This is a genomic window from Streptomyces sp. DH37 (assembly GCF_029813835.1).
In the GTDB taxonomy this organism is placed as follows: domain Bacteria; phylum Actinomycetota; class Actinomycetes; order Streptomycetales; family Streptomycetaceae; genus Streptomyces.
Genome location: NZ_JARVKV010000003.1, coordinates 193,187 through 215,994 on the forward strand (window position 1 = coordinate 193,187; position 22,808 = coordinate 215,994).

General features: G+C 73.5%; 16 protein-coding genes, 1 tRNA gene and 1 other RNA gene. 13 read left to right on the forward strand and 5 right to left on the reverse strand.

The window, feature by feature from the left end; genetic code table 11:
• Positions 1-116: 116 nt before the first annotated feature.
• Positions 117-956: a patatin-like phospholipase family protein gene (locus tag QC029_RS03015; RefSeq protein ID WP_279553734.1), complete on the forward strand. Its 840-nt coding sequence runs from the start codon at positions 117-119 to the stop codon at positions 954-956.
• A 22-nt stretch (positions 957-978) separates the two neighbouring features.
• On the opposite strand, the gene QC029_RS03020 is transcribed toward QC029_RS03015, so the two are convergent.
• Together QC029_RS03020 and QC029_RS03025 are read right to left on the reverse strand one after the other, a co-directional pair.
• Positions 979-3,384 carry a rhamnogalacturonan lyase gene (locus QC029_RS03020; protein WP_279553735.1) on the reverse strand — a complete coding sequence of 802 codons (2,406 nt, stop codon included), beginning with the start codon at positions 3,382-3,384 and terminating at the stop codon, positions 979-981.
• 393 nt (positions 3,385-3,777) lie between these two features.
• The gene (locus tag QC029_RS03025) at positions 3,778-4,947 is read right to left on the reverse strand and encodes a glutathione-independent formaldehyde dehydrogenase (protein WP_279553736.1); all 1,170 of its coding nucleotides are present in this window, start codon (positions 4,945-4,947) and stop codon (positions 3,778-3,780) included.
• A 481-nt stretch (positions 4,948-5,428) separates the two neighbouring features.
• On the opposite strand from QC029_RS03025, the gene QC029_RS03030 reads away from it, so the two are divergent.
• The gene (locus tag QC029_RS03030; protein WP_279553737.1) at positions 5,429-7,066 is read left to right on the forward strand and encodes a cation:proton antiporter; all 1,638 of its coding nucleotides are present in this window, start codon (positions 5,429-5,431) and stop codon (positions 7,064-7,066) included.
• Positions 7,067-7,124: 58 nt separating this feature from the next.
• Here QC029_RS03030 and QC029_RS03035 read toward each other — a convergent pair whose 3' ends face one another.
• On the reverse strand, positions 7,125-8,015 hold the full coding sequence (locus tag QC029_RS03035; protein WP_279553738.1) for a LysR family transcriptional regulator: 891 nt from the start codon (positions 8,013-8,015) through the stop codon (positions 7,125-7,127).
• A 326-nt stretch (positions 8,016-8,341) separates the two neighbouring features.
• On the opposite strand from QC029_RS03035, the gene QC029_RS03040 reads away from it, so the two are divergent.
• From QC029_RS03040 to QC029_RS03060, 5 genes are all read left to right on the forward strand, one after another.
• Positions 8,342-9,094, forward strand: coding sequence for an aspartate/glutamate racemase family protein (locus tag QC029_RS03040; RefSeq protein WP_279553739.1), 753 nt, complete (start codon positions 8,342-8,344; stop codon positions 9,092-9,094).
• Positions 9,094-10,080, forward strand: a complete 987-nt coding sequence (locus QC029_RS03045; protein ID WP_279553740.1) for a DMT family transporter — start codon at positions 9,094-9,096, stop codon at positions 10,078-10,080. The genes QC029_RS03040 and QC029_RS03045 overlap by 1 nt, the downstream gene beginning before the upstream one ends.
• 84 nt (positions 10,081-10,164) lie before the next feature.
• Positions 10,165-11,124: an iron-containing redox enzyme family protein gene (locus QC029_RS03050; RefSeq protein ID WP_279553741.1), complete on the forward strand. Its 960-nt coding sequence runs from the start codon at positions 10,165-10,167 to the stop codon at positions 11,122-11,124.
• 32 nt (positions 11,125-11,156) lie between these two features.
• A complete protein-coding gene (locus QC029_RS03055; RefSeq protein WP_279553742.1) occupies positions 11,157-12,116 on the forward strand; it encodes a fatty acid desaturase in 960 nt (319 codons plus the stop codon).
• Entirely contained in the window at positions 12,113-12,505 is a 393-nt protein-coding gene (locus QC029_RS03060; RefSeq protein ID WP_279553743.1) for a hypothetical protein, read from the forward strand. Before QC029_RS03055 ends, QC029_RS03060 begins: the two co-directional genes overlap by 4 nt.
• A gap of 130 nt (positions 12,506-12,635) precedes the next feature.
• Here QC029_RS03060 and QC029_RS03065 read toward each other — a convergent pair whose 3' ends face one another.
• Positions 12,636-13,469: a LuxR family transcriptional regulator gene (locus QC029_RS03065; protein ID WP_279553744.1), complete on the reverse strand. Its 834-nt coding sequence runs from the start codon at positions 13,467-13,469 to the stop codon at positions 12,636-12,638.
• Positions 13,470-14,178: 709 nt separating this feature from the next.
• Between QC029_RS03065 and QC029_RS03070 the strand changes: the two genes are divergently transcribed.
• Positions 14,179-17,973, forward strand: coding sequence for an FG-GAP-like repeat-containing protein (locus QC029_RS03070; protein WP_279553745.1), 3,795 nt, complete (start codon positions 14,179-14,181; stop codon positions 17,971-17,973).
• 306 nt (positions 17,974-18,279) lie between these two features.
• Here the strand turns inward: QC029_RS03070 and QC029_RS03075 are convergent.
• Positions 18,280-18,367: transfer RNA gene (locus QC029_RS03075), tRNA-Ser, on the reverse strand.
• Between the two features lie 118 nt (positions 18,368-18,485).
• Between QC029_RS03075 and ffs the strand changes: the two genes are divergently transcribed.
• From ffs to QC029_RS03100, 5 genes are all read left to right on the forward strand, one after another.
• Positions 18,486-18,582, forward strand: an RNA gene (gene ffs, locus QC029_RS03080) — signal recognition particle sRNA small type.
• 62 nt (positions 18,583-18,644) lie between these two features.
• Positions 18,645-20,834: a DNA polymerase III subunit gamma and tau gene (locus tag QC029_RS03085; RefSeq protein ID WP_279553746.1), complete on the forward strand. Its 2,190-nt coding sequence runs from the start codon at positions 18,645-18,647 to the stop codon at positions 20,832-20,834.
• Positions 20,835-20,993: 159 nt separating this feature from the next.
• Positions 20,994-21,329, forward strand: coding sequence for a YbaB/EbfC family nucleoid-associated protein (locus QC029_RS03090; RefSeq protein ID WP_279553747.1), 336 nt, complete (start codon positions 20,994-20,996; stop codon positions 21,327-21,329).
• A 124-nt stretch (positions 21,330-21,453) separates the two neighbouring features.
• A complete protein-coding gene (gene recR / locus QC029_RS03095) occupies positions 21,454-22,053 on the forward strand; it encodes a recombination mediator RecR (protein WP_279553748.1) in 600 nt (199 codons plus the stop codon).
• The gene (locus QC029_RS03100; RefSeq protein ID WP_279553749.1) at positions 22,046-22,723 is read left to right on the forward strand and encodes a DUF5063 domain-containing protein; all 678 of its coding nucleotides are present in this window, start codon (positions 22,046-22,048) and stop codon (positions 22,721-22,723) included. Before recR ends, QC029_RS03100 begins: the two co-directional genes overlap by 8 nt.
• The last annotated feature ends 85 nt before the right edge of the window (positions 22,724-22,808 follow it).

Sequence of the window (22,808 nt, forward strand, 5' to 3'; positions counted from 1 at the left end):
GATCGGCTGTGCGAGCGTACGTCACCCGTGCGGCGGCTTCCGGCCGGCCGCGCCGGGTAGACGGACACGGGCGGCGGGACAGCGAGGCGGCGGGACAGCGAGGGGGGCCGGAGGCCGTGGCGGAGAGGGCGCTCGTACTGGGCAGCGGCGGGCACGCCGGCGGGGCGTGGGAGGTGGGGGTGCTGGCCGGGCTGGCCGCCGCCGGAGTGGACCTCTCCGACGCCGACGTGGTGATCGGCACCTCGGCGGGAGCGGTGGTCGGCACCCGGCTGGCCGCCGGAACCTCCCCGGGGGAGCTCTACGAGCGGCGGTCGGAACCGGACGCGGCCGGCCCCCCGCTGCGGCTCGCCCCCGGCGCGGTCCTCCGGTTCCTGCGGGCGCAGCTCGGCCGCCGCACCCCGGAGGCGACGGCGCGGCGGCTGGGGAGGATGGCGCTCCGCTTCCCCACCGTCCCGGAGGACGAGGCGCTGGAGGAGATGGCCCGCCTGCTGCCGCTGCGGGAGTGGCCCGGCAGACCGCTGCGCGTGACCGCCGTGGACGCGTACAGCGGCTCCCTGCGCGCCTTCCACTCCGGCAGCGGCGCCGACCTGCTCCGGGCGGTCACCGCGAGCTGCGCGATGCCGGGACTGTGGCCGCCGGTCGCCCTGTGCGGGCGGCGGTGGATGGACGGGGGCGTACGGTCGACGACCAACGCCGACCTGGCGCGGGGCCACCGGCGCGTGGTGGTGCTCGCCCCGATGCCCAGGGCCTTCGGGCCGGGGCCGAGGGCGGAGCGGCACGCGGCGGCGCTGAGGGCGGGCGGGGCGCGGGTCGCCCTGCTCACCCCGGACTCCGCCGCGCGCCGCGCCGCCGGCCGCAACCCCCTGGACCCGTCCCGCGGAGCGGCCTGCGCACGTGCCGGACGCGCGCAGGCCGCCTCGCACGCGGCCGCCCTGGCCGGGGTGTGGCACGACTGAGGGCCGCACCCCGGCCGTACGGTCAGCGGCGGCCGGGTGCGGGCGCGCCGGGTACGGGCACCCGCGACCAGTCGGTGTCCGCGCCCAGGTGGAAGGACGGGTACGCCGGCTGGTTGTACGTCGTCTGCTGCCGCGCCACCTCGACCCGGTACTGCGGGTCGTGCATCAGCGTGTACAGCTTGCGGTCGGTCACCTCGGTGCTGGTGTAGAGCCGTATCGCCGAGCTGTCGGCGGTGCGCACCAGCAGCTCCTCGCGCCAGTCGCCGAGGACGTCGGCCACCAGGGACGGGTTGCCCTTGGTGCCGTTGTTGGTGCGGGTGCCCCCGGCGGTCAGCAGCGTGCCGCGCCGCCAGTCCCTGATCACCGGGGCGTTCTCGCCCGCGCCGTCCACGATCTGCGTGGTCATGTCGGCGGACCAGCGGATGCTCGCGTTGGTGCCGGGAATGGCGTCCCCGAGCCGCTGCCCGTCCGCGCTCCACAGGCCGACGCCGTTCGAGCCCCAGGTCTCCAGGCCGGGCCGTGCCGGGTCGACGTCGCCCACCATGCCGCGGCCGGTGTCGACGCCGGTGTAGCCGCCGTACAGCACCTCGCCGGTGGCGGCGTCGCGCAGCGCGTGGCCGTAGGGGGCGTGGCGCCCGCCCTCGTGGACGGTGTGGATCTCCAGGCCCGGCCGGGCGGGGTCGACGTCGGCGACGTGCAGGGCGTCGCCGTGGCCGAGCCGCACGCGCTGCCCCGGCACGGCGCTGCCGGGCGGAGCCTCGGCGAACGAGCTGTAGAGCAGGGAGCCGTCGTCGTCGAGGGTGGCCGCGCCGTAGACGATCTCCTGGCGGCCGTCGCCGTCCACGTCCGCCGCGCTGAGGGAGTGGAAGCCCTGGGTGGTGAGGGTCCCGTACTCGGGATCGGTGCCGTCCACGCCGTGGGGGGAGTCGTCGAAGGGGTTGGACATGGGCGTCCAGCCGCTGTCGGCGTACCAGTCGCGCTTCAGGCGCTTTCCGTCCCAGCGGTAGGCGGCGAGGGCGGCGCGCGTGTAGTAGCCGCGGGCGAAGACGGCCGAGGGGCGCTTTCCGTCGAGGTAGGCCACGCCCGCCAGGAAGCGGTCGACGCGGTTGCCCGGCTCGATGCGGCTCATGGCGTAGTCGCCCCACATCAGGCCGTCGTCGTGCCGCCCCGGCTCGTAGCGCACGGTCTGGAGCTCGCGGCCGGTGGCGCCGTCGAACACCGTCAGGTACTCGGGGCCGGTGAGGACGAAGCCCTCGAAGGCGCGCAGGTCGTTGCGGGCGCTGCGGCCCGGGGCGTAGACGTCGAGGAAGTGGTCGGCGAGGTCCTCGGCGGCGGCGCGGGAGAGGGGGTAGGCGTGGCGCCGCCCGATGCCGAAGGCCTCCTCCAGGGTGGCGGGCCAGTTCCCGGCCGCCACCTCGGGGTGCTCGTGCCAGCCGAGGAACGTCCCGACCAGGTGCTCGCGGTAGTCCGCGGCGCTCATCCGGTAGTCGTCGCGGTGGGAGTACCCGGCGCGGACGTCCTCGCGCGGCATGGTGACGTACCGCTCGGAGACGACGCGGCCGTCCTCGCCGTAGCGGATGCTCCTGGTGCCGGGTGCGGTCTTGACCATCATCTCCGCGCGTCCGTCGCCGTCGAAGTCGTAGACGGGGAACTGGGTGTAGTGGGCGCCCGCCCGGATGTTGACGCCCAGGTCGAGGCGGTGCAGGAGGGTGCCGTCGAGGCGGTAGGTGTCGATGTGGACGTTGCCGGTGTAGCCCTTCTGCGAGACGTCCTTGGAGTTGGACGGGTCCCACTTGACGACGTACTCGTAGCGTCCGTCGCCGTCCACGTCGCCGACGCTCATGTCGTTGGCGGAGTACGTGTACCGCTCGCCGGCCGGGGTGACGCCGTCGGCGGGTCTGCGCAGCGGCAGCTCGGCGTACGCGCCGGACCAGGGGGTGACCGTCCCGCCGCGGCCCGCCGTGCGGCTCTCCCGGCCGTCGACGACGGGGACGACGCGGTACTCGGCGTCCGCGGGGGCGCCCCGGTCGAAGTGGTTGGTGCTGTCGGTGACGGTCGCGATCCGCTTCCCGTCCCGGTAGACGCGGAAGTCCGGGCCCGCCATGCCGGTGGCGGTGGAGCCGGTGACCTCCGTGCCGAGCAGCCGCCAGCTGAGGAAGACGCCCTCGCCGGTGGCGACGGCGACCAGGCCGCGGTCGAGCCTCTCGAGGCGGGGGGACGGCCCCCCGGCGCGGTCGGTGCGGTCGGTGCGGTCGGCGCGGTCGGCGCCGGAGGGGGCGTCGGCCTGGGCGGCCGGGGCGCCCGTGGCCAGCAGGACGGCGGCCAGCAGGACGGACGTACGCCGCCGGGGTCCGGACCCGGATGCCGGACGTCGCCGGGGCCGCTGTGACGGCCGGGGTCGACGGTGTTGCCGCAGGAGTCGTCTCATCGCGCGGTCCTTCCCGCCCCCGGCCCGCACCCGTGGAGGGCCGGAATACCGGAGGGACTGGGTTGATACGTTTCAATTGATTCGTTTCAAGGAGCGGGCGCGACGGTACGAGCGCTGAGGTGGGCCGTCAAGACCCCTCGTCGGGATTCGTGCCCCGCCCGCCCCTTACCGGCCGGCCTTCCCGGCGAGTCCTCCCGGCGGGACGGACGCCTGCGCACCGCTGCGGCGGGATCGGGGACGGGACGGGGACGGGGACGGCGCGGTCCGCGGCCGGCGGTCCTGTGGTGGCCCGTACCGCGCGGCGGGCCGCGGGGGAGCGGTGGTCCCCGCGTGCGCCGACGTGCCGCGCCGTCCTCCCGTCCTCCTGTGCCGGGTCCTCCTCCGGTTCCCCCGCTACACCGCGGCCTTCTCCCGCTTGTGCCCGTTGCTCATCGCGGGCTTGAGCAGCACCTTGGTCCAGCCCTCGTCGCGCCGGTCGAAGTGCTGGTAGGCGTCCGGGGCCTCGTCCAGCGGGACCCGGTGGGAGACCACGAAGCTGGGATTGGCCCGGCCGGCGATGATCATGTCGCGCAGCTGGCGGTTGTACGACTTGACGTTCGCCTGGCCGGTGCCCATCCGCAGGCCCTTCTCGAAGAACCGGCCGACCTTGAAGAGCAGTTCGCCCTTCTTGGCGCTCTCGCTGGGGCCTCCGGGGTCCGACGGCACGTACAGCCCGACGACCCCGAGCATCCCGGTGGGACGCACGGCCTCGACCAGGGTGTTGAGCACCATCGCCGGCTGCTCCTCGCCCTCGGGGACCGTGGCCTGGTAGCCGACGGCGTCGATCCCCTTGTCCGTGCCGTCTCCGTCGGTCTGCTCCTGGATCTGCTCGGCGGCGTCGCCCTTGCTGTAGTCGACCGGGATCGCGCCGATCCGGCCCGCGAGGCGGAGCCGGTCCGGCTGCTTGTCGACCACGAAGACGCGGGACGCGCCGCGCAGGACCGCGGAGTAGGCCGCCATCAGCCCGACCGGTCCGGCGCCGAACACGCATACCGTCTCCCCTGGGGAGACCTGTGCCAGCTCGGTGGCGTGGTAGCCGGTGGGGAAGATGTCGGCCAGCAGGGCGAAGTCGTCCTCGTGCTCCTCGCCCTTGGGCAGTTGCAGGCAGTTGAAGTCGGCGAACGGCACCCGCACGTACTGCGCCTGTCCACCGGCGTAGGGGCCCATCGACACGTAGCCGTAGGCGCCGCCGGCGAAGCCCGGGTTGACGGTCAGGCAGAAGCCCGTCCGGCCCGCCAGGCAGTTCCGGCAGAAGCCGCACGCGACGTTGAACGGCATGACGACGCGGTCGCCCTTCTTCACCGTCGCGACCCCGGAGCCGACCTCCTCGACGACCCCCATGTTCTCGTGGCCGAACACGATGCCCGGCTCCGCGCCGGTGCGGCCCTCGTACATGTGCAGGTCGGATCCGCAGATGCACGACGTGGTGACCTTGACGATCACGTCCGTGGGGGCCTGGATCCGGGGGTCCTCGACCTCCTCGACGGCGACGCTGAACGGTTCCTTGTAGACGACGGCTTTCATCGGTGCCTCCTCCGGTGCGGCGCGGCGCGCGCGGTCCGCGGGAGCGCCGCGTCACATGTGGTGGATTCCGCTCATACTTCCCATTCTGATGGATGAGACCGCGCGGGTGTCCAGGGGGAGCCTGGTGAAACATGCCTGAACCCACACAGGAGGGGCTTTCCGCGCGATGGGTCCCAATGCCGCACGACGCACTAATCTGGGCGTGTGGAGCGGTCGACCGGGGGTGATGCCGGTGTACCCGGCGCCACCCCGGCCCGTACCGCCCCCCGCCCCCGGCGAGCGCCCGCCACCGCCTCCGGCGCGCTCCGGCCACCACGGGACGCCCGCGGGACGCCGTACCCGCCGCACCCGCCGTACCGCGCCCCGTACCGCGCCCCGGACGGCGACCGGACGGTGACCGCGGCGTCCCCACCGGGACCGCGCCGGCGACCGGACCGGAGCGACCGAGCCGAAGAGACCGCGCCAGGGATCGGGGCAGGCCATGGAACCGCACGACTTCCCCCTCGTCGCCGCAGTCCTGGCGCTCTCCGCCGTCATGGGCCTGCTGGCGACGCTGCTGCGGCAGCCGCTCATCGTCGCCTTCATCGGCGTCGGCATCCTGGTCGGCCCCGCGGGCGCCGGCCTGGTGGAGGTCGAGGGCACCGTCGAGCTGCTCGCCCGGCTGGGCATCGCGGTGCTGCTGTTCCTGGTCGGGCTCCGGCTCGACCTGCACCTGGTCCGCACCACGGGGCCCATCGCGCTGGCCACCGGGCTCGGCCAGGTCCTGTTCACCTCGGTGATCGGCTTCCTGATCGGGCTCGGGCTGGGCATGGACGCCGTGACGGCGCTCTACGTGGCGATCGCGCTCACCTTCTCGTCCACGATCATCATCGTGAAGCTGCTGTCCGACAAGCGCGAGCTGGAGCAGCTCCACGGGCGCATCGCGGTGGGTTTCCTGATCGTCCAGGACATCGTCGTGGTGCTGGTCATGATCGCCCTGACGGCCTTCGGGCAGCGGGTCGGCGGCAGCGGCGGCGAAATGGCCCTGGAGGTGGCCCTGGTCTTCGCCAGGGGCCTGGGCCTGCTGGCCGGCGTCGCCGTGCTGATGCGCTACGTCCTCCCCGGCCTGCTGCACCGTGCCGCCCGTTCCCAGGAGCTGCTGGTGCTCTTCGGCATGGCCTACGCCGTCTCGGTCGCCGCGCTGACCGAGTGGCTCGGCTTCAGCTCCGAGGTCGGGGCGTTCCTGGCCGGGGTCTCGCTGGCGGGCACCCCCTACCGGGACGCCCTGGGGGCCCGGCTGGTCAGCCTGCGCGACTTCCTGCTGCTGTTCTTCTTCCTCGAGCTGGGCGCCCGGCTGGAGTTCTCCGACACGGGCACGCAGATCACCGAGGCGCTGGTCTTCTCGGCGTTCGTGCTCATCGGCAACCCGCTCATCGTCATCGCGATCATGACCGCCATGCGCTACCCGGTCCGGGTGGGCTTCCTCGCCGGGCTGACGGTCGCCCAGATCTCGGAGTTCTCCCTCATCCTGGCCGCCCTCGGCAACAGCCTCGGCCACATCACGAGCGCCACCGTCAGCCTGGTCACCGTCGTCGGGCTGGTCACCATCGGCGGCTCCACGTACCTGATCCTCTACTCCCACCGGCTCTACGGGCGCCTCGGACGCCGGCTGGAGAGGTTCGAGCGGGCCGACAGCGTCCGCACCGAGCTCACCGGCTCCCACCGCGACACCGACGTGATCCTCTACGGGCTCGGCCGCTTCGGCGGTCTGCTGGCGGACCGGCTCGGCGGCGCCGGGCACCGGGTCCTGGCGGTCGACTACGACCCGCACCGCGTGACGCGCAACGACCGGGAGGGGGTGGCCGCGGTCTTCGGCAGCGCCGAGGACGTCCACTTCCTGGAGACCCTGCCCCTGGCCCGGGCCCGCTGCGTGATCAGCACCATCCCCCTGCTGGAGACCAACAAGGTCCTGCTGCACGGCCTGCGGCACCACGGCTACCGGGGAGGCGTCGCCGTCACCGCCCACAGCCGGCGCGCCGCCGAGCAGCTGCGCGCGGCGGGGGTCGACCTCGTCATCGAGCCCTTCGACTTCGCCGCGTCGGCCACGGCGGAGGCCCTGGAGGCGATGCTGCGCGGGTGACGGGACGGCGAGGGAGGACGGGGACGGTGGGGAAGGACGGCTCGCCCCGGCCGCCGCCTCACGGTGCGCCGAGCGAGGTGAGCACGGCCAGGGTGGCCGCGATCGCGGGCTGCCGCTCGGAGCCCGAGCGCACCAGTGCCTCGATCGTCCTGCCCCGGCCGGTGAGGGGCAGGACCGCGACGCCCGGCGGCGGGCCGTCGCACAGCAGCCGCGGCAGGATCGTCACGGCCAGTCCGGTGGCCACGAGCGAGAGGGCCGCGCGCAGATCGCCGCAGCGGTGCTCGATCCGCGGGGTGAAGCCCGCGTTGCGGCAGGCGTGCAGCAGTACCTCGTGGCAGCTGCTGGACTCCGGGGCCGAGATCCAGGACCGCTCCCGCAGCGCCGGGAGGCCGTCCTCCTCCACCGCCCCGCGCAGTTCGCCGGGCACGGCGAGCACCAGGGGGTCGTCGAAGAGCGCCACCGCGGTGACACCGTCCGGCCGCGGCGATCCGAGCAGGTGGTAGCGGTACGACACCGCCAGGTCGAGGACGTGCCGCTTGAGCAGGGGCACGGACTCCGCCGGCTCGGACTGGACGATCCGCGGCCGGAGCCGGGGGTGCCGGGCGGCCAGTTCGGCGACGAGCGGCGCCGCCACGCTGTGCAGGGCGCTGGGGGCGCAGCCGACGGCCAGTTCGCCGCTGAGTTCGGTGTCCAGGGCCCGGACGGCGCCCTCGGCCCGCTCCAGCGCGGCGAGTACGTGCTCGCACTGGGCGGCGAGGGCCGCGCCGGCCGAGGTGAGCCGCAGACCGCGCCCCTGCCGGAGCAGCAGCGCCGTCCCGGCCTCGGCCTCCAGGGTCCGCAGCTGCTGCGAGACCGCGGACGGGGTCACCCCGTGGAGGTCGGCGACGACGCTCACTTTCCCGTATTCGGCCAGGTCGCGCAGCATCACCATGCGCTTCACATCAAGCATGAGTTCAACTTAACAAACAGTGAAGGACATTTAGATGGACTTCACCCCGTGAGCGGGTCCATGCTCACCGCATGAAGGCGCCGCGGGCCGGAGCGGACGGACACCCCGGACTGACACCCCGGACTGACACCCGGACGGGCGGCCACGCGGGACCGGGCGGACCCGGCGGCGGAGCGGAGGGATCACCGCACTGCGGAGAACCGAACCATGACGGACCCCCCACGGGGCGCCGGGCCCGTGCACAGTCGGGAAACCGGAATTGTCAGGAGGAGCGGTGGAAGAGACCAGGGACGTGGGATGGAACGGGAGGAAGAGGAGGATGCGTCATGCGCGGTGAACACGGGGAGGAGGCCGCCGAGCGAATTCTCCGGATCGGCCTCGTCGGCGGACTGAGTTTCCCTTCGACGATCACGTACTACGACCGGATAAATCGCCTGGTGAACGCGCGCCTGGGAAAGGCGCACTCACCTCGTATCGTGCTTGAGAGCCTCGATTTCCAGCCCATGGTGGAATGGCTGGCGGCCCGCGACGGCCGTGCGGTGGCGGCCGAGATAGCCGCCGCGGCCCTGCGCCTGGAGCGGTCCGGGGCGGACTTCTTCGCCGTGTGCTGCAACACGGTCCACGAGTACGCGGACCTGATCGGCGAGCGGGTGTCGCTGCCGATGGTCGACATCTGCCGGGCCACCGCGGAGGAGACCGCGCACCGCGGGTTCTCCCGGGTCGGACTGCTCGGCTCGGCCTTCTCCATGGAGCAGGCCTTCTACCGCGACCGGTTCGCCGCCCAGGGCATCGAGGTGATGGTGCCGGAGGCCGCCGACCGGGCGTTCATGCAGGAGTCCATAGAGCGCGAGCTGTGCACCGGGGACATCTCGCGGGCCACCCGCGACCGCTTCGCGCGCATCGCCCGCGACCTGCTCGGCGGCGGCGCCGAGGCGCTGGTCCTGGCCTGCACGGAGATCCCCCTGGTGGTCCGCGCGCAGGACGTCGGCGCCCCGGTGATCGACACCGTGGACGTCCACACCAGGGCCATCGTGGAGTACGCGTTCGGGCCGGTGGCCGCAGCGGCCCGGAGCGTGTGATGCGCGCCGTCCACGTGAAGATGACGGTGGCGACCGTCCTCCTGGGCTCGTACCTGGTCGCGAGCAAACTGATCCTGCGCGAAGTGCCCGTCTTCACGGCCACGTTCGTCAGACTGGTCAGCGCCGCGGCCCTGCTGGCGCTCTACGTCCGGCTGAGGGGGAGGGGGCCGGCGGTCCGGCCCGGCCGCCGGGACGGCGCGGTGCTCTTCGCGCAGACGTTCCTCGGCGTGTTCCTGTTCAGCGTCTTCGCCATGTACGGGGTGAAGTTCACCGGCGCCATCGAGGCCGGCGTCATCCTGGGGATGGTGCCGATCTCCATCAGCCTGGTCGCCCTGCTCTTCCTGGGCGAGCGGCTCTCCTCGCGCCGCGGCACCGGCATCGTGCTGGCCGTGGTGGGCGCCGTCAGCATCAACGTGATGAGTTCGCAGAGCTCCGAGGGCGCGGCGGGCTCCCATGTGGCGCTGGGCGCGCTGCTGCTGGTCTGCTCGGTGCTGTGCGAGGCGGTCTTCGTCACCTTCGGGAAACTGCTGTCCACCCCCATTCCCCCCGCCAGGCTCTCCCTGATCCTGTCCGTCGCGGGCGCGCTGATGTTCCTCGTGCCCGCCGGGATCGAGTCCGGCTGGGGCGCCGGCCTCGCCCAGGTCTCCTGGCAGACGTGGGCGCTGATGATCTACACCGGTGTGGCCATCAACGGGGTGGCGGTCGTCCTCATGTACGACAGCCTGGACTCCGTCGACACCACGGTGGTGGCCGCGTTCACCGCGGTCACGCCCGTCAGCGGCACGGTCCTCTCCGTGCTGCTGCTGCACGAGGAGTTCCGTCTCCACCACCTGCTGGGAATGGCGCTGGTGATCGCCGGGGTGTTCGTGGTGGCGCGGGAGAAGAATTCCGGTGATGGCGGCGAGGTCGCCGGATCCGGCAAGGGCTCCGGTGACGCGGAAATCGACGGAATTAACCCGGTGACTTCCCGCAGTGCGGTTACCTGAACCATCGGAGTCCTTTTCCGTGGATGCCGGGAACGGCAGAATCTCAGGTGAAGGAAGCAGCTCACGGAAAAGGACTCGGGAATTATGAGCACTGTTGCTGTGGAGCACAACCCGATCACTTCGGCCGGCTCCCTCGAACAGGATCTGGAAAAGGCCTTTCCGGCCGTGGGGGAAGGCGACCGCGACGTCCGGCTGAGGATCTTCCGCCGGCTCCACGCCCACTACGTCGCCTACATGGCGGGGCCCGAGGACTTCTCCTCGATCCCCCGGCTCAACCACGACAGCGACATAGCGGCCATCGAGGACGCCTGGCTGGCCTGGGAGGACGGCCGGGTCGGCGCCGACTCCCTGCCCAGGACGGGCGAGGAGTTCCGCGGGTGGTTCCTCAGGACCGCGGACCTGCACACCCAGCCGGAGTTCTGCCGCTACCTCGCCGAGGAAGCCACGCTGAACGAGATCGCCCTCTTCTTCATGGGCGAGGAGCTGGTGGACAGCAAGTTCGACGACCTGATGGCCATGGTGCAGATCGGCACCCAGGGCCACACCAAGCTCACCATCGCCGAGAACTACTGGGACGAGATGGGCGAGGGGAACATCGAGCACGTGCACACGCGCATGTTCGAGCACTCCGCCCGCTACATGCGCGCCCACCTCGACGCGGCCGGCGTCGACTACTCGAACCTGCACTTCGCCGAGGCGTACGAGAACGCCGCCCTGCTCCTCCAGTACGGCGTCCACCGCCACCTCAACCCCCGCGCGCTGGGCGCCATGGGCGTCCTGGAGCAGAGCGCCTCGCCGCGCTTCCAGGCGATGGTCGACGGCTGCCGCAGGCTGGGCGTCCCCGAGGACGTCATCGACTACCAGCGGATCCACGTCCACGTGGACGCGGACCACGGGGCGGAGTGGTTCGAGGGGGTCTTCGTGCCCCTCGTCGACCGCTCGCCCGAGCTGCTGCGGGAGATATCCCTCGGCGTCCTGACCCGTGTGCGCGTGGCCAACAGCTACTACCAGCGGATCTGGGACGCGATGAGGGAACTGCGCTAGGCCGCGCCGGACCCCGAGGACAGGTGGACACCATGGCAACCGCAGAGACACCGGCGGCCAGACCCGCGCTCCTGTACGCGCGGGCCAGGGTCACCGGGCACGACCAGTCCGTCTTCATCGCCAAACTCGCGGCCGCGGCGGCGCTCGTCGCAGCGGGAGCGCTCCTCGCGCTCCAGGACGGCCTGCTGCCGTCCGCGGCCGGCATCGTCCTGCTCGCCGCCGTCTACACGCACGCGGTGGAGCTGCAGCACCAGTGCCTGCACCACAGCGCCTTCACGACCGCCCGCCCCCACCGGGTGGCGGGCGTGCCGCTCGGCCTCCCGCTCCTGGTGTCGTACACCCACTACCGGGTGCGGCACCTTCAGCACCACAAGTACCTGGGCACCCCGATGGACTCGGAGTTCTTCGGCTTCGATCCGCGCGAACCGATCACCTGGCGCATGCTCGCGCGCGGCGCGTTCGACTACGGGCGGCTGCTCACGGTGGCCCGGGACGTCGCCCGGGCCTGGCGGGGCACCTGGCGCTACGACGCCGGGGAGATCTCCGACCGCCGCCGCCGCGAGGTCGTCTCGGAGTACCGGTGGATGGTGGTCCTGCCGGTGGCCGCGGTCCTCCTGGCGGTCGCGGGCCACGGCGGCCCCGTGCTGGAGCTGTGGCTCCTGCCGCTGCTCGTGGCGGTCCCCCTGCACTTCTTCCTGGAACTCCCCGAGCACATCCTGTGCGACACGGACACCACCGACGTGCTGCGCAACACCCGCTCCATCAGGGGCAGCCGGTTCAGCACCTGGTACACCAACGGCAACAACCTGCACGTCGAGCACCACGCCGCGATGACGGTGTCGATCAACCGCCTCAGGGACCGGCACGGCGAGGTGAGCGATCTGGCGAAGTACGTGGAGCGCAGCTACCCGGCCTTCTACCTGACGGTGCTGCGCGAGGCCGCGCGGAACTCCTCGAGGTCCGCCGCGAAGCGGAAGGAGGGGGCGGCGTGAACGGGCGGCGCGCTCCCCGGATCGAGGGGTCGGCGGTACGGCTGGCCCACGCGATCTCGAGCCAGGGGATCCCGGGCCTCGTCAAGGCCTCGTTCATCGGCCACCGGATCCGGCTGTGGGTGCCGGAGGCCGACTTCACCGTCAGGATCGGGGTGACCGGGCCGGACGGCGCTCTGCCGCTGCGTGTCGAGGCGGTGTTCCGCGAGCACGGCCAGGAGCGCTGCGCGGGCGGCACCTGGTGGGACGCCTGGGAGGTCATCGCGGAGCCCGCCGGGCCGTCCGGCTCCTGGACGGCCGACCAGGTCGGGCGGCTCCTGGCCGACCAGATCGCCGGGGCCCGCCGGAAGTTCGGGCGGTTGCTCGATGCCGCACAGCGGCAGGCCGCGTAGGAGCGCGGGCGGTGTCCGGCCGATCGTGTCGGACACCGCCCGCGCCTCCGGTCGCGCACGCTTCCGGGCCGCTGCCGCCGGCCCCGGTCCGGGCCTTCGGCCCCCCGGGCTCCTCGGCTCCCCGGTTCCCTCAGCCCTCCGAGAGCCCCCAGCCCTCCGCGCGGCCGAGCAGGAAGCCGAGCTGCAGCCGGTTCTCGGCCCCGTACTGCTCCTTGATCCGGCCGACGTGCGTCTGGAGCGACCGCTCGCTGATGCCCATGCGCCGTGCGATGGCCCGGTCCGAGTAACCCGCCACCAGGAGCTTCTTGATCGACTCGTGGAGCGAGGGGATGACCTCGGGGGCGGCGTCCGCCGATCGGGTCGGCACGAAGGGGAAGTCCTCCGCGCGGTCCCAGGCGCGTTCGAAGACGTCGACGAGGAACCCGATCAGCGAGGGCTCGGTCACCCGGAGCGCCCTGGTGCGGTCGCTGCTGCCGGGGACGAAGGCCACCGAGCGGTCCACGATGATCACCCGCTCGAAGAACTCGGGCAGGGTGCGCACCTCGGCCCCGTACCCGGTCACCGTGCGCACGTACTCCTTGGTGGCCTCGTCGAAGCGGGCGCTGTGCTGGTACAGGGTGCGCATGGCGATCCCGGAGCACAGTTGCCGGCGGACGGACTCCAGGGCCCCGGCCAGTACGTGCCGGGGTCGCGGTCCGCCGGGCTGGGCCGTCAGCACCTCCTGCCCCACGGAGCCCAGAGCGCCCCGGATCGCGTCGTCGATCTCCTGGGGGGTGTCCAGGCGGGTGAGGTGCGGAACGGGAGCCGGCAGGACGGCGGGGCCGGCCGTGTCCATCGCCGAGGCCAGTACGACGGCCTGGTCGTGGACCTTCCGCGCGAGCTCGACCAGGCCGGACGCGAGGTCCGGGATGTCGTCGCAGGGCTGGGGCCTGGACCGGACGGCGGAGTCTCCTCGCTCGTACACAGACGGTCTCCTCAGGTAGACGGACAGGGAGAGGTGCTGCGCCCGGGTGAGTGCGGTGTGCGCGGGCGCCCGTGTGCGGGTGTGTCTCCGGGGGCTCGGAAGCCGGGCGACCGGTCCTCGGGAGGGTGCCGTTCGTGTGCGGACCCGGCCGTGACGCGTCGTCTGCGGCGCTACGGGCCGGGGACCGGACGCCGTCCCTCGGCGGGCCGAGGCGTCCGGATGCCGAGGTATTGAACACCCTGCCGCTCGCGCCGCGGTCGTCCGGCGGTCGTGCCCCCGGTCCGCCGCGGTCGCCGCCCGTACGAGGGGGGCGCGCCGGCACCGCTGACCCCGGCGCGGGCGGCCCGCCGGCCGGGGGTCCGGCGGGTGCCCCCGGCTTCGCGGCGCCGGCCACGGCGGCGGAGGCACTGGAGGTACTGGAGGCACTGGAGGCGCTGCTGCGCGGGTGACGGGACGGCGGGACGGCGCGGTGGCCCGCCCCGGCGAGGGGCGCGGCGGACGGGGAGCCGGAATGCGCTTTCCCCCCTGTAGGACGTCTGTGCGATCATCAATCGCTTCTCACGATCACCGGACGCCCCGCCACGCGCCGGCCGCGCCTCCCGCGGCGACGACCCGCTCGGCGTCCGTCCTCTTCGTCTCGTCCGAAGTCGTCCGAACGGTCCCCGGGGGGAACCAGATGCACCGACGCCTGTGTACACGCGGGAGACCCGTGGCGTACACCGCCCCGCTCCTCGCGCTCTCCGTCCTGCTGTCCCTGCTGCTGCCGGTGAGCGCCGCGCGGGCATCCGACGGACCCGCGGCCGGGGCCGAGCCCGCGCCCATCACCGAAGCCGGGGTCGAAGCCGGGGTCGATGCCACCGCCGAAACCGCGACCGAAGCCGGGACCGAAGCCGCGACCACGTCCGGCGCCGAGTCCGAGCCCACCGCCGACGGCGACTGCGCGCCCCTGCCCCTCGCCCCCTTCGGCGATCCGGGCCCCGCCGCGGTCAGGACGGCGCTCCCGGCCGCCGGGAGCGTCTGCTACACCTTCACCGCCGAGCGGACCGGCCTGCACCGCGTCCTGCTGGACGGCGAGGGCCTGGACACCTACGCCGGGGTCTTCGACGGCGGGACCCCGCTGGACTGCCACGGCGAGTGGGACAGCCGCGGCTGGTGCGATCTCCCCCGCACGGGCGCCTTCACCCTGAAGATCAGCAACCACGGTGTGGACGCGGACGAGTTCACGGCCGCCGTCACCTCCCTCGCCACCACCGACGGCTGCGAGCCGGAGACCGGCACGTCCTGGGACACCGCCCCCGTCACCGGTTCCGCGGCCTCCCCCGTCGGCGTCCTGTGCCACCCGTTCACCGCGAAGCCCGGCGAGCGGATCGTCGTCGACGCCCGCACCGTCAGGTCCGGAGGGCTCAGGAGCTGGATCACCGACGGGACCGGAGCCCGGATCTGCCCGTACTCCCCCGCCGACGGCGGCAAGGGCTGCGTACTGCCCGGCGACGGCCCCTACCGGATCCTCCTCCACGTGGAGGACGCGGAGGGCGGCTTCCCCGCCGACTACCGCCTGGAGGTCCGCCGGCTCTCCGATCCCGAGGGCTGCGCGAGCGTCCCCGTGAACGCCTACGGCTCCGCGCCCACCGCCGCGGACCCGCCCACCGGCTGCAAGGTCTTCACCGCTCCGGCCGCCGGCACCTACGAGGTGTACCAGGTCTCCTCGTCCCACCAGCGCGTCCCGATCGCCGTGTACGACCGGGCCGGGAGGACCGTCTGCGAGGGATGGGAGTCCCCCTGCGCCCTGCCCGCCGCCGGTGACTACACCCTGCTCACCGACCAGTCGGTCGTCGTCCTCGACCGGGCCTCCTCCGCCGGCTGCGAACCGGTCGGACTCGGCGCCCACCAGGGGACCTTCGACGCGGCGGGCGAGACCGACTGCCTGACGCTGCCGCTGCCCGAGGGCGCCCGGTTGGCCGCGCTGACCCCCCTGGGCGGCCTCCCGCCCCACCCGGAGGTCATCGTCGTCGACGCCGACGGCGAGCAGCGGTGCACCGGGGGCGCCCTCGAGAGGGGCAGCTGCGAACTCACCGGCACCGCCCCGTTCCGGGCCCTGGTCTCCACCGACGACGACGACCGGCCGACCGGCTCGTACCGCATCGCGCTGCACCGCACGGACGAGGCGGGCGACTGCCGGGCCGTCCCGGCGGGCGACTTCACCGCCGGCGGCGCCTCGGCCCGGTTCGCCACCGGTGACGGCGTCTTCTCGCACTGCCTGACCATCCCGGCCGACGGCCACAGCCGGATGGAGAACATCCAGCTCCGGGGGATCTCCAGCACGCCCGCCGCGCGGTTCTCGGTGGTGGACGCGGACGGCAGGGAGGTCTGCGCCACCCACCCCTCCACCGCCCCCTGGAGCACCTGCGGCCTCACCCCGGGCGTCGCGCACACGGTGCTGGTCACGGCGTACGACCGGCCCGCCGAGTACACCCTCGCCCGCCGCGACGTCACCGCCGGCGCGGAGGGCTGCACCACCACCCCGGCGACGGCGGTGGGCGGTCCGTCCACCGCCGGCACACCGGGCGCGCCGGGCACGCTGCTGTGCCGCCGGGTGACCACCGGTGACGCCGGGGACGTCCTGCACCTCAACGTCCGCGACCCGCTGGGCACCGCGCACATCGTGGGCTACGGCGCGGACGGCGGGGCGGTCTGCGACTACGGCACCACGTCCTGCGCGGTCACCGGCTCCACCAGCTACCAGGTGCTCGTCACCGTTCCGGTGACCAAGCAGGCCGCCGACTCCTACCGCTTCGACGCCCTGCGCATCGCCACGGCCGACGGTCCGGCCGAGGAGTGCGCCGAGGTCTCGAAGATCAGTTACGGGTACGGCCCGATCACCGGCACCCTGGACGAGCAGCACACCGCCGTCTGCGCGGCGCTGCCCACCAAGTACGCCGACCGCTTCGACGCCGAGATCAGCGACACCGCCGGAGGCGCCGAGACGGCCGTGCCCGCGCTGTACGACCCCAGCCTGGACAACGGCTGCTGGCTGTACCCCACCACCTGGAAGTGCGATGTGAGCGAGCCGTACACCAGGGAGGTCGTACCGAGCATCCTGGTCCTCGGCCTGCCCGAGAAGGCGTCGCGGACCGAGTACAGCGCCCGGTTCGCCTGCGCGACCGCGCCGTGCGGCGTCGAACGGGTCACCGTCGGCTCGGTCACCCCAGCCGTCGGCGCGAGCGGCGGCAAGGTGACGGTGACGGTGACGGGTACCGCCCTGCACGAGGACGACAAGGTCCGGATCACCCGGTCCGGCACGACCCTGGAGTCCACCGCCACCTCGGTCTCGGCCGACTGGACGAAGCTGACGGCCGTCCTCGACCTCACGGGCGCCGCCGCGGGCGACTGGTCCCTCAGCGTCGTCACCCACAGGGGCCACGAGTACGCCGAGGGCACCTTCACCGTCACCCCGGCCCCGCTGGAGAACACGGCGGCGCCGGGGATCACCGGCACCGCGCGTGCCGGGGCCGAGGTCACCGCCACCCCCGGCGCCTGGTCGGCCACCCCGGACTCCTACGCCTACCAGTGGAAGGCCGACGGCCAGGCGATCGAGGGGGCCACCGCCGCCACCTACCGGATCCACTCCTCGCTGCTGCACAAGAAGCTGACGGTCGCCGTCACCGCCCGCAAGAGCGGCCTGCGGAGCGGCACGGCCGAGTCCGCCGCGCTCACCGTCGCGGCGGCCCCGAGGGACCACGCCGGGCCGAACGCCCGGCCGGACGGCGTGGGCGACCTGCTCACGGTGAGCACGGGCGGCTGGCTGACGTTCCAGCAGGGCGACGGCTTCGGCGGTTTCTCCGGCAAGACCAGTGCCTCGGGGTGGTCGGCGTCGGTGGTGGCGGTGCCGTTCGGGGACCTCGACGGCGACCGGTGCAACGACGTGCTGGTGCGGATGACGGACGGCTCGCTGCGCGGCTACCGGCCGGGCTGCGGCAAACCGCTGACACCCACCACCCCCTACCGGACACTGGGCACCGGCTGGGGCGCGTACAACATCCTCACCTCACCCGGCGACCTGACCGGCGACGGCCGCGCCGACCTGCTCGCCCGCCAGGCCTCCACCGGCGACATCCACCTCTTCGCCGCGAAGAGCGACGGCACGCTGGCGGCGGCCAGGAAGATCCGCTCGGCGTGGACGACGTACACCAAGGTCGTCGGAGTGGGCGACCTGACCGGCGACGGCCACGGCGACGTCCTGGCCCACCGCAAGGACGGCGCCCTCTTCCGCTACGACGGCACCGGCACCGGCCTGCTCAAGGAACGCGTCCAGCTCGCCACCGGCTGGGGCCTGTCGTACAACACCCTGATCGGCGCCGGCGACATCACCGGCGACGGCCACGCCGACATCATCGTCCGCGACACCAACGGCGTCCTCTACCGCAACAACGGCACCGGCCGGGGCACCTTCACCGGCCGCACGAAGATCGCCACCGGCTGGGGAGGCTACAAGGGCCTGTTCTGACACAACGGCCCCGGCCAGACCGGGCACCCGCGAGGGCCCCGACCGCGATCGGTCGGGGCCCTTCCGTCCGCCCCGGCGGGCGGGCGCGGAGGACGGGGGCGGGGCCGCGCCGAGCGCCTCGGCCTTCCGGCGTCCCCGCGGACGCCCGTCGAAGCGGCCGACCGGAAACCGCCGCCACCGCCGCTCCGCCGGACGAGGACCGGGGAGCCCACGCTCCGGGAGCCGCGCAGCGAACCGGAGACGGAACACGTCGAAGGGCCCCACCGCGGACGGTGGGGCCCTTCGACATCGTGCCCGGTGAGGCACTGGCGGAGGATACGAGATTCGAACTCGTGAGGGGTTGCCCCCAACACGCTTTCCAAGCGTGCGCCCTAGGCCTCTAGGCGAATCCTCCGCCGGAAACATTACATGACGCGGGGGAGTGGTCGCGAACCCGCTTCCCGGGCCGCCGTCCGGGGGATCCCGGGTCCCTCCCCCCGGTCCGGGCACTCCCCGGCATCCGGTAGGCTGGGCGCAGCCCCTCACGTGGCGCCATCTCGCTGAACTCCCCCAGGGCCGGAAGGCAGCAAGGGTAGGTGAGCTCTGGCGGGTGCGTGGGGGGCGCCTGCTTTCCCGGTGCCCCCGTTCCCGCGGGGGCACGGTTGTCGGTGGGGGCCGATATCGTCGGAGACGTGTCGTCCCTCGCGCTGTACCGCCGCTACCGACCCGAGGCCTTCTCCGAGGTCATCGGGCAGGAGCATGTCACCGACCCCCTCCAGCAGGCTCTCCGCAACAACCGGGTCAACCACGCGTACCTCTTCAGCGGGCCGCGCGGCTGCGGCAAGACGACCAGTGCGCGCATCCTCGCCCGCTGCCTGAACTGCGAGAAGGGCCCGACGCCGGATCCGTGCGGCGAGTGCCAGTCCTGCCGGGACCTGGCGCGCAACGGGCCGGGGTCGATCGACGTCATCGAGATCGACGCCGCGTCGCACGGCGGTGTGGACGACGCCCGCGAGCTGCGCGAGAAGGCGTTCTTCGGCCCCGCCTCCAGCCGCTACAAGATCTACATCATCGACGAGGCGCACATGGTCACCTCGGCGGGCTTCAACGCCCTGCTGAAGGTGGTCGAGGAGCCGCCGGAGCACCTGAAGTTCATCTTCGCGACGACCGAGCCGGAGAAGGTCATCGGCACGATCCGGTCGCGCACCCACCACTACCCGTTCCGCCTGGTGCCGCCGGGCACCCTGCGCGACTACCTCGCCGCGGTGTGCGAACGCGAGGCGATCCCCGTGGAGGACGGGGTCCTGCCCCTGGTCGTACGCGCCGGGGCCGGTTCCGTGCGTGACTCGATGTCGGTGATGGACCAGCTGCTGGCGGGCGCGGGCGAGGCCGGCGTGACGTACGCCATGGCCACCTCGCTGCTGGGCTACACCGACGGCGCGCTGCTGGACTCCGTGGTGGACGCCTTCGCGGCGGGCGACGGGGCGGCCGCCTTCGAGGTGGTCGACCGGGTGATCGAGGGCGGGCACGAGCCGCGGCGCTTCGTCGCCGACCTGCTGGAGCGGCTGCGGGACCTGGTGGTCCTGGCGGCCGTGCCCGACGCGGCGGAGAAGGGCCTGATCGACGCCCCCGCCGACGTGGTGGAGAGGATGGCGGCCCAGGCGTCGGTCTTCGGCCCGGCCGAGCTGAGCCGGGCGGCGGACATCGTCAACGAGGGCCTGACGGCCATGCGCGGCGCGACCTCGCCGCGGCTCCAGCTGGAGCTGATCTGCGCCAGGGTGCTGCTGCCCGCGGCGTACGGGGACGAGCGTTCGCTCCAGGCCCGGCTGGACCGTCTGGAGCGGGGGGCGAGCCTCGCCGGCGGACCGATCGGGGGCGGTGCCCCCGTGGGCCCGCCGCCCGCGGCGGTGCCTCCGGCGCCGGGCGGCGGCCCGGCCGCGGCCCGTACGGCGCCGGCGGGGCAGCAGGGGGCGCCGGCACCGCAGGGCCCGCCGCCCGTACAGGCTCACCCGGCGTCCCCGGCACCTCCGGCACCCCAGCCTTCCCAGCCCGCCCGGCAGTCCGGGGGCGAGCCCGCCCCGGACGGCGGCAGGCGCCCCGGCGCCTGGCCGACGGCGGCGGGCGGGACGGGGGGAGCGGGCGGCGGCCCGGCGGAGCCCCAGGCCCGCCCCGGCGCGTGGCCGACACCGGCCTCGGCCCCCGCCGCGCCCGCACCGCAGACCCCGGCGCCCGCGTCCGCCCCCGCGTTCCAGGCCCCCGCGTCCGCCCCCGCATCCCAAGCCCCCGCCCCCCAGGGAGGCTCCGGCGGCGGGCAGGGGGTCGCGCAGGTGCGGCAGATGTGGCCCGACGTCCTGGAGGCCGTCAAGGGCAGGCGCCGCTTCACCTGGATCCTGCTCAGCCAGAACGCGCACGTCGCCGGTTTCGACGGGACGACGCTCCAGGTCGGCTTCTCCAACCAGGGCGCCCGCGACAGCTTCGTCAACGGCGGCAGCGAGGAGGTGCTGCGCGCCGCGCTGGCCGACGCGTTCGGCGTGCAGTGGCGGATCGAGTCCGTCGTCGACCCCTCCGGCGGCTCGGGGGCTCCGCAGGCGCAGGCCCCGCCGTCCTCGGGCGCCTTCCGGTCGGCCGCCGTCGCGGCGCCTCCCGCCCCCGCCGCGTCCCCCGCGCCGTACGCGCAGCAGCGGCCGGCCGCGCAGCACCGGTCCGGGCCGCAGGCGCCCCCGGCGCGCGACGAGGCCGAGCCGCCCCCGCCTCCCGTGGCGCCGGAGGACGACATGCCCGCCGAGGACGACCCGGACCTGGACGACACCGCCCTGTCCGGCCACGATCTGATCGTGCGCGAGCTGGGCGCGACGGTGCTGGAGGAGCTGTACCACGAGTGACGGCCGTCCGGCCGCCGTCCGGCGGAGACGGGAACGTCCGGGCATGACGAGGCCAAGACACCGGGGGAACGCGTACGCTCAGGGGTACGGAGTACAAGGTGGGTACGCGCGTGGTGAGCACGCGTACGCACACGTCGTCGACGAGCCAGGAGCGAAGCCGTGATTCCCGGTGGTGGCCAGCCCAACATGCAGCAGCTGCTTCAGCAGGCCCAGAAGATGCAGCAGGACCTCGCTGCGGCCCAGCAGGAGCTGGCCGAGACCGACGTCGAGGGATCGGCGGGAGGCGGCCTGGTGAAGGCGACGGTCTCCGGGGCCGGTGAACTCAAGGGCCTCGTGATCGACCCCCGGGCGGTGGACCCGGAGGACACCGAGACCCTCGCCGACCTGGTCCTCGCGGCCGTCCGCGACGCCAACGGCTCCGCGCAGGAGCTCCAGCAGCAGAAGCTCGGCCCCCTCGCCCAGGGGCTCGGCGGCATGCCCGGCATGCCGTTCTGACGACGGTCCGGCACGGGCGGCGTGCCGTGGGCATGCCGCCCCGAAAAGCGGAAACGAGCGTACGGTCAGGGCGGGGCCGCGCGAGAGCGACAAGGGCAGAGCAGGAAGAGCGGAGTAGGCGGTCGTGTACGAAGGCGTGGTTCAGGACCTCATCGACGAACTGGGCAGGCTGCCCGGCGTCGGTCCCAAGAGCGCGCAGCGGATCGCCTTCCACATCCTGCAGGCCGAGCCGACGGACGTCCGCCGGCTCGCCCACGCGCTGACCGAGGTGAAGGAGAAAGTCCGGTTCTGCGAGGTCTGCGGCAACGTCGCGGAGGCCGAGCGGTGCAGGGTCTGTCTGGACCAGCGCCGCGATCCGTCGGTCATCTGCGTCGTGGAGGAGCCCAAGGACGTCGTGGCCATCGAGCGGACGCGCGAGTTCCGCGGGCGCTACCACGTGCTCGGCGGCGCGATCAGCCCGATCGAGGGCGTGGGCCCGGACGATCTGCGGATCAGGGAACTGCTGGCCCGGCTCGCCGACGGCACCGTCACCGAGCTGATCCTGGCCACGGACCCCAACCTCGAAGGGGAGGCGACGGCCACGTACCTCGCGCGCATGGTGTCCTCCATGGGCCTGCGCGTGACCAGGCTGGCCAGCGGCCTCCCCGTCGGAGGAGACCTGGAGTACGCCGACGAGGTCACGCTGGGACGTGCCTTCGAGGGGAGAAGACTGCTCGATGTCTGAAGCCATGCCCGAGACCCGCAACCCGGACCGTGCCCCGGACCGGAGCCCGGACGACTTCGCGGTGCAGATCGCGGACCAGATCGAGAGTTTTCTCGTGGCGGTCGCCGAGGTGGCCAAGGGGGACGAGCCGGACAGCGCCGTCCCCTACCTGCTGCTGGAAGTCTCCCAGCTGATGCTCGCGGGCGGACGCCTCGGCGCCCACGAGGACATCGTCCCCGAGGAGCGGTACGAGCCGGACACCGGCCCGGAGCCGGACGTCGACGAGCTGCGCATGCGGCTCGCGCGGCTGCTGGACCCGGTGGACGTCTACTCGGAGGTCTTCGACCCGTACGCGCGCAGCGCCCCGGTCGCCTGCCGCATCTCCGACGACCTCGCCGACGTGATCACGGACCTGCGCCACGGCATGGCCCACTACCGGGCCGGGCGGGTCAGCGAGGCGCTGTGGTGGTGGCAGTTCTCCTACCTGTCGAACTGGGGCCCCACCGCGTCGGCGTCCCTGCGCGCCCTCCAGTCGCTGGTGGCCCACGTCCGCCTCGACACCCCGCTCGACGAGCTGGACGGCCTGGACACGGACACCGACACCGACGACCTCCAGCTGGAGAGGGAAGCGGGCGCGGTGATGGCGGCGGAGATCGCCGCCCCGCTCGGCATCAAGCCGACGCACGACTGACGGCGGCCCGCCTCCCCCTTCCGGGCGGCGGCTTCCCGTACGGACACCGGCCCCGGCGGCCGGGGCGCACGACGCGCTCCGGCCG

Excerpts from the sequence above, each read along its gene's own strand:
- QC029_RS03025 (WP_279553736.1), bottom strand. The coding sequence starts at position 4,947 with ATGAAAGCCGTCGTCTACAAGGAACCGTTCAGCGTCGCCGTCGAGGAG.
- QC029_RS03055 (WP_279553742.1), top strand. The coding sequence starts at position 11,157 with ATGGCAACCGCAGAGACACCGGCGGCCAGACCCGCGCTCCTGTACGCG.
- QC029_RS03040 (WP_279553739.1), top strand. The coding sequence starts at position 8,342 with ATGCGCGGTGAACACGGGGAGGAGGCCGCCGAGCGAATTCTCCGGATC.
- QC029_RS03035 (WP_279553738.1), bottom strand. The coding sequence starts at position 8,015 with ATGCTTGATGTGAAGCGCATGGTGATGCTGCGCGACCTGGCCGAATAC.
- QC029_RS03030 (WP_279553737.1), top strand. The coding sequence starts at position 5,429 with ATGGAACCGCACGACTTCCCCCTCGTCGCCGCAGTCCTGGCGCTCTCC.
- QC029_RS03045 (WP_279553740.1), top strand. The coding sequence starts at position 9,094 with ATGCGCGCCGTCCACGTGAAGATGACGGTGGCGACCGTCCTCCTGGGC.
- QC029_RS03050 (WP_279553741.1), top strand. The coding sequence starts at position 10,165 with ATGAGCACTGTTGCTGTGGAGCACAACCCGATCACTTCGGCCGGCTCC.
- QC029_RS03100 (WP_279553749.1), top strand. The coding sequence starts at position 22,046 with ATGTCTGAAGCCATGCCCGAGACCCGCAACCCGGACCGTGCCCCGGAC.
- QC029_RS03020 (WP_279553735.1), bottom strand. The coding sequence starts at position 3,384 with ATGAGACGACTCCTGCGGCAACACCGTCGACCCCGGCCGTCACAGCGG.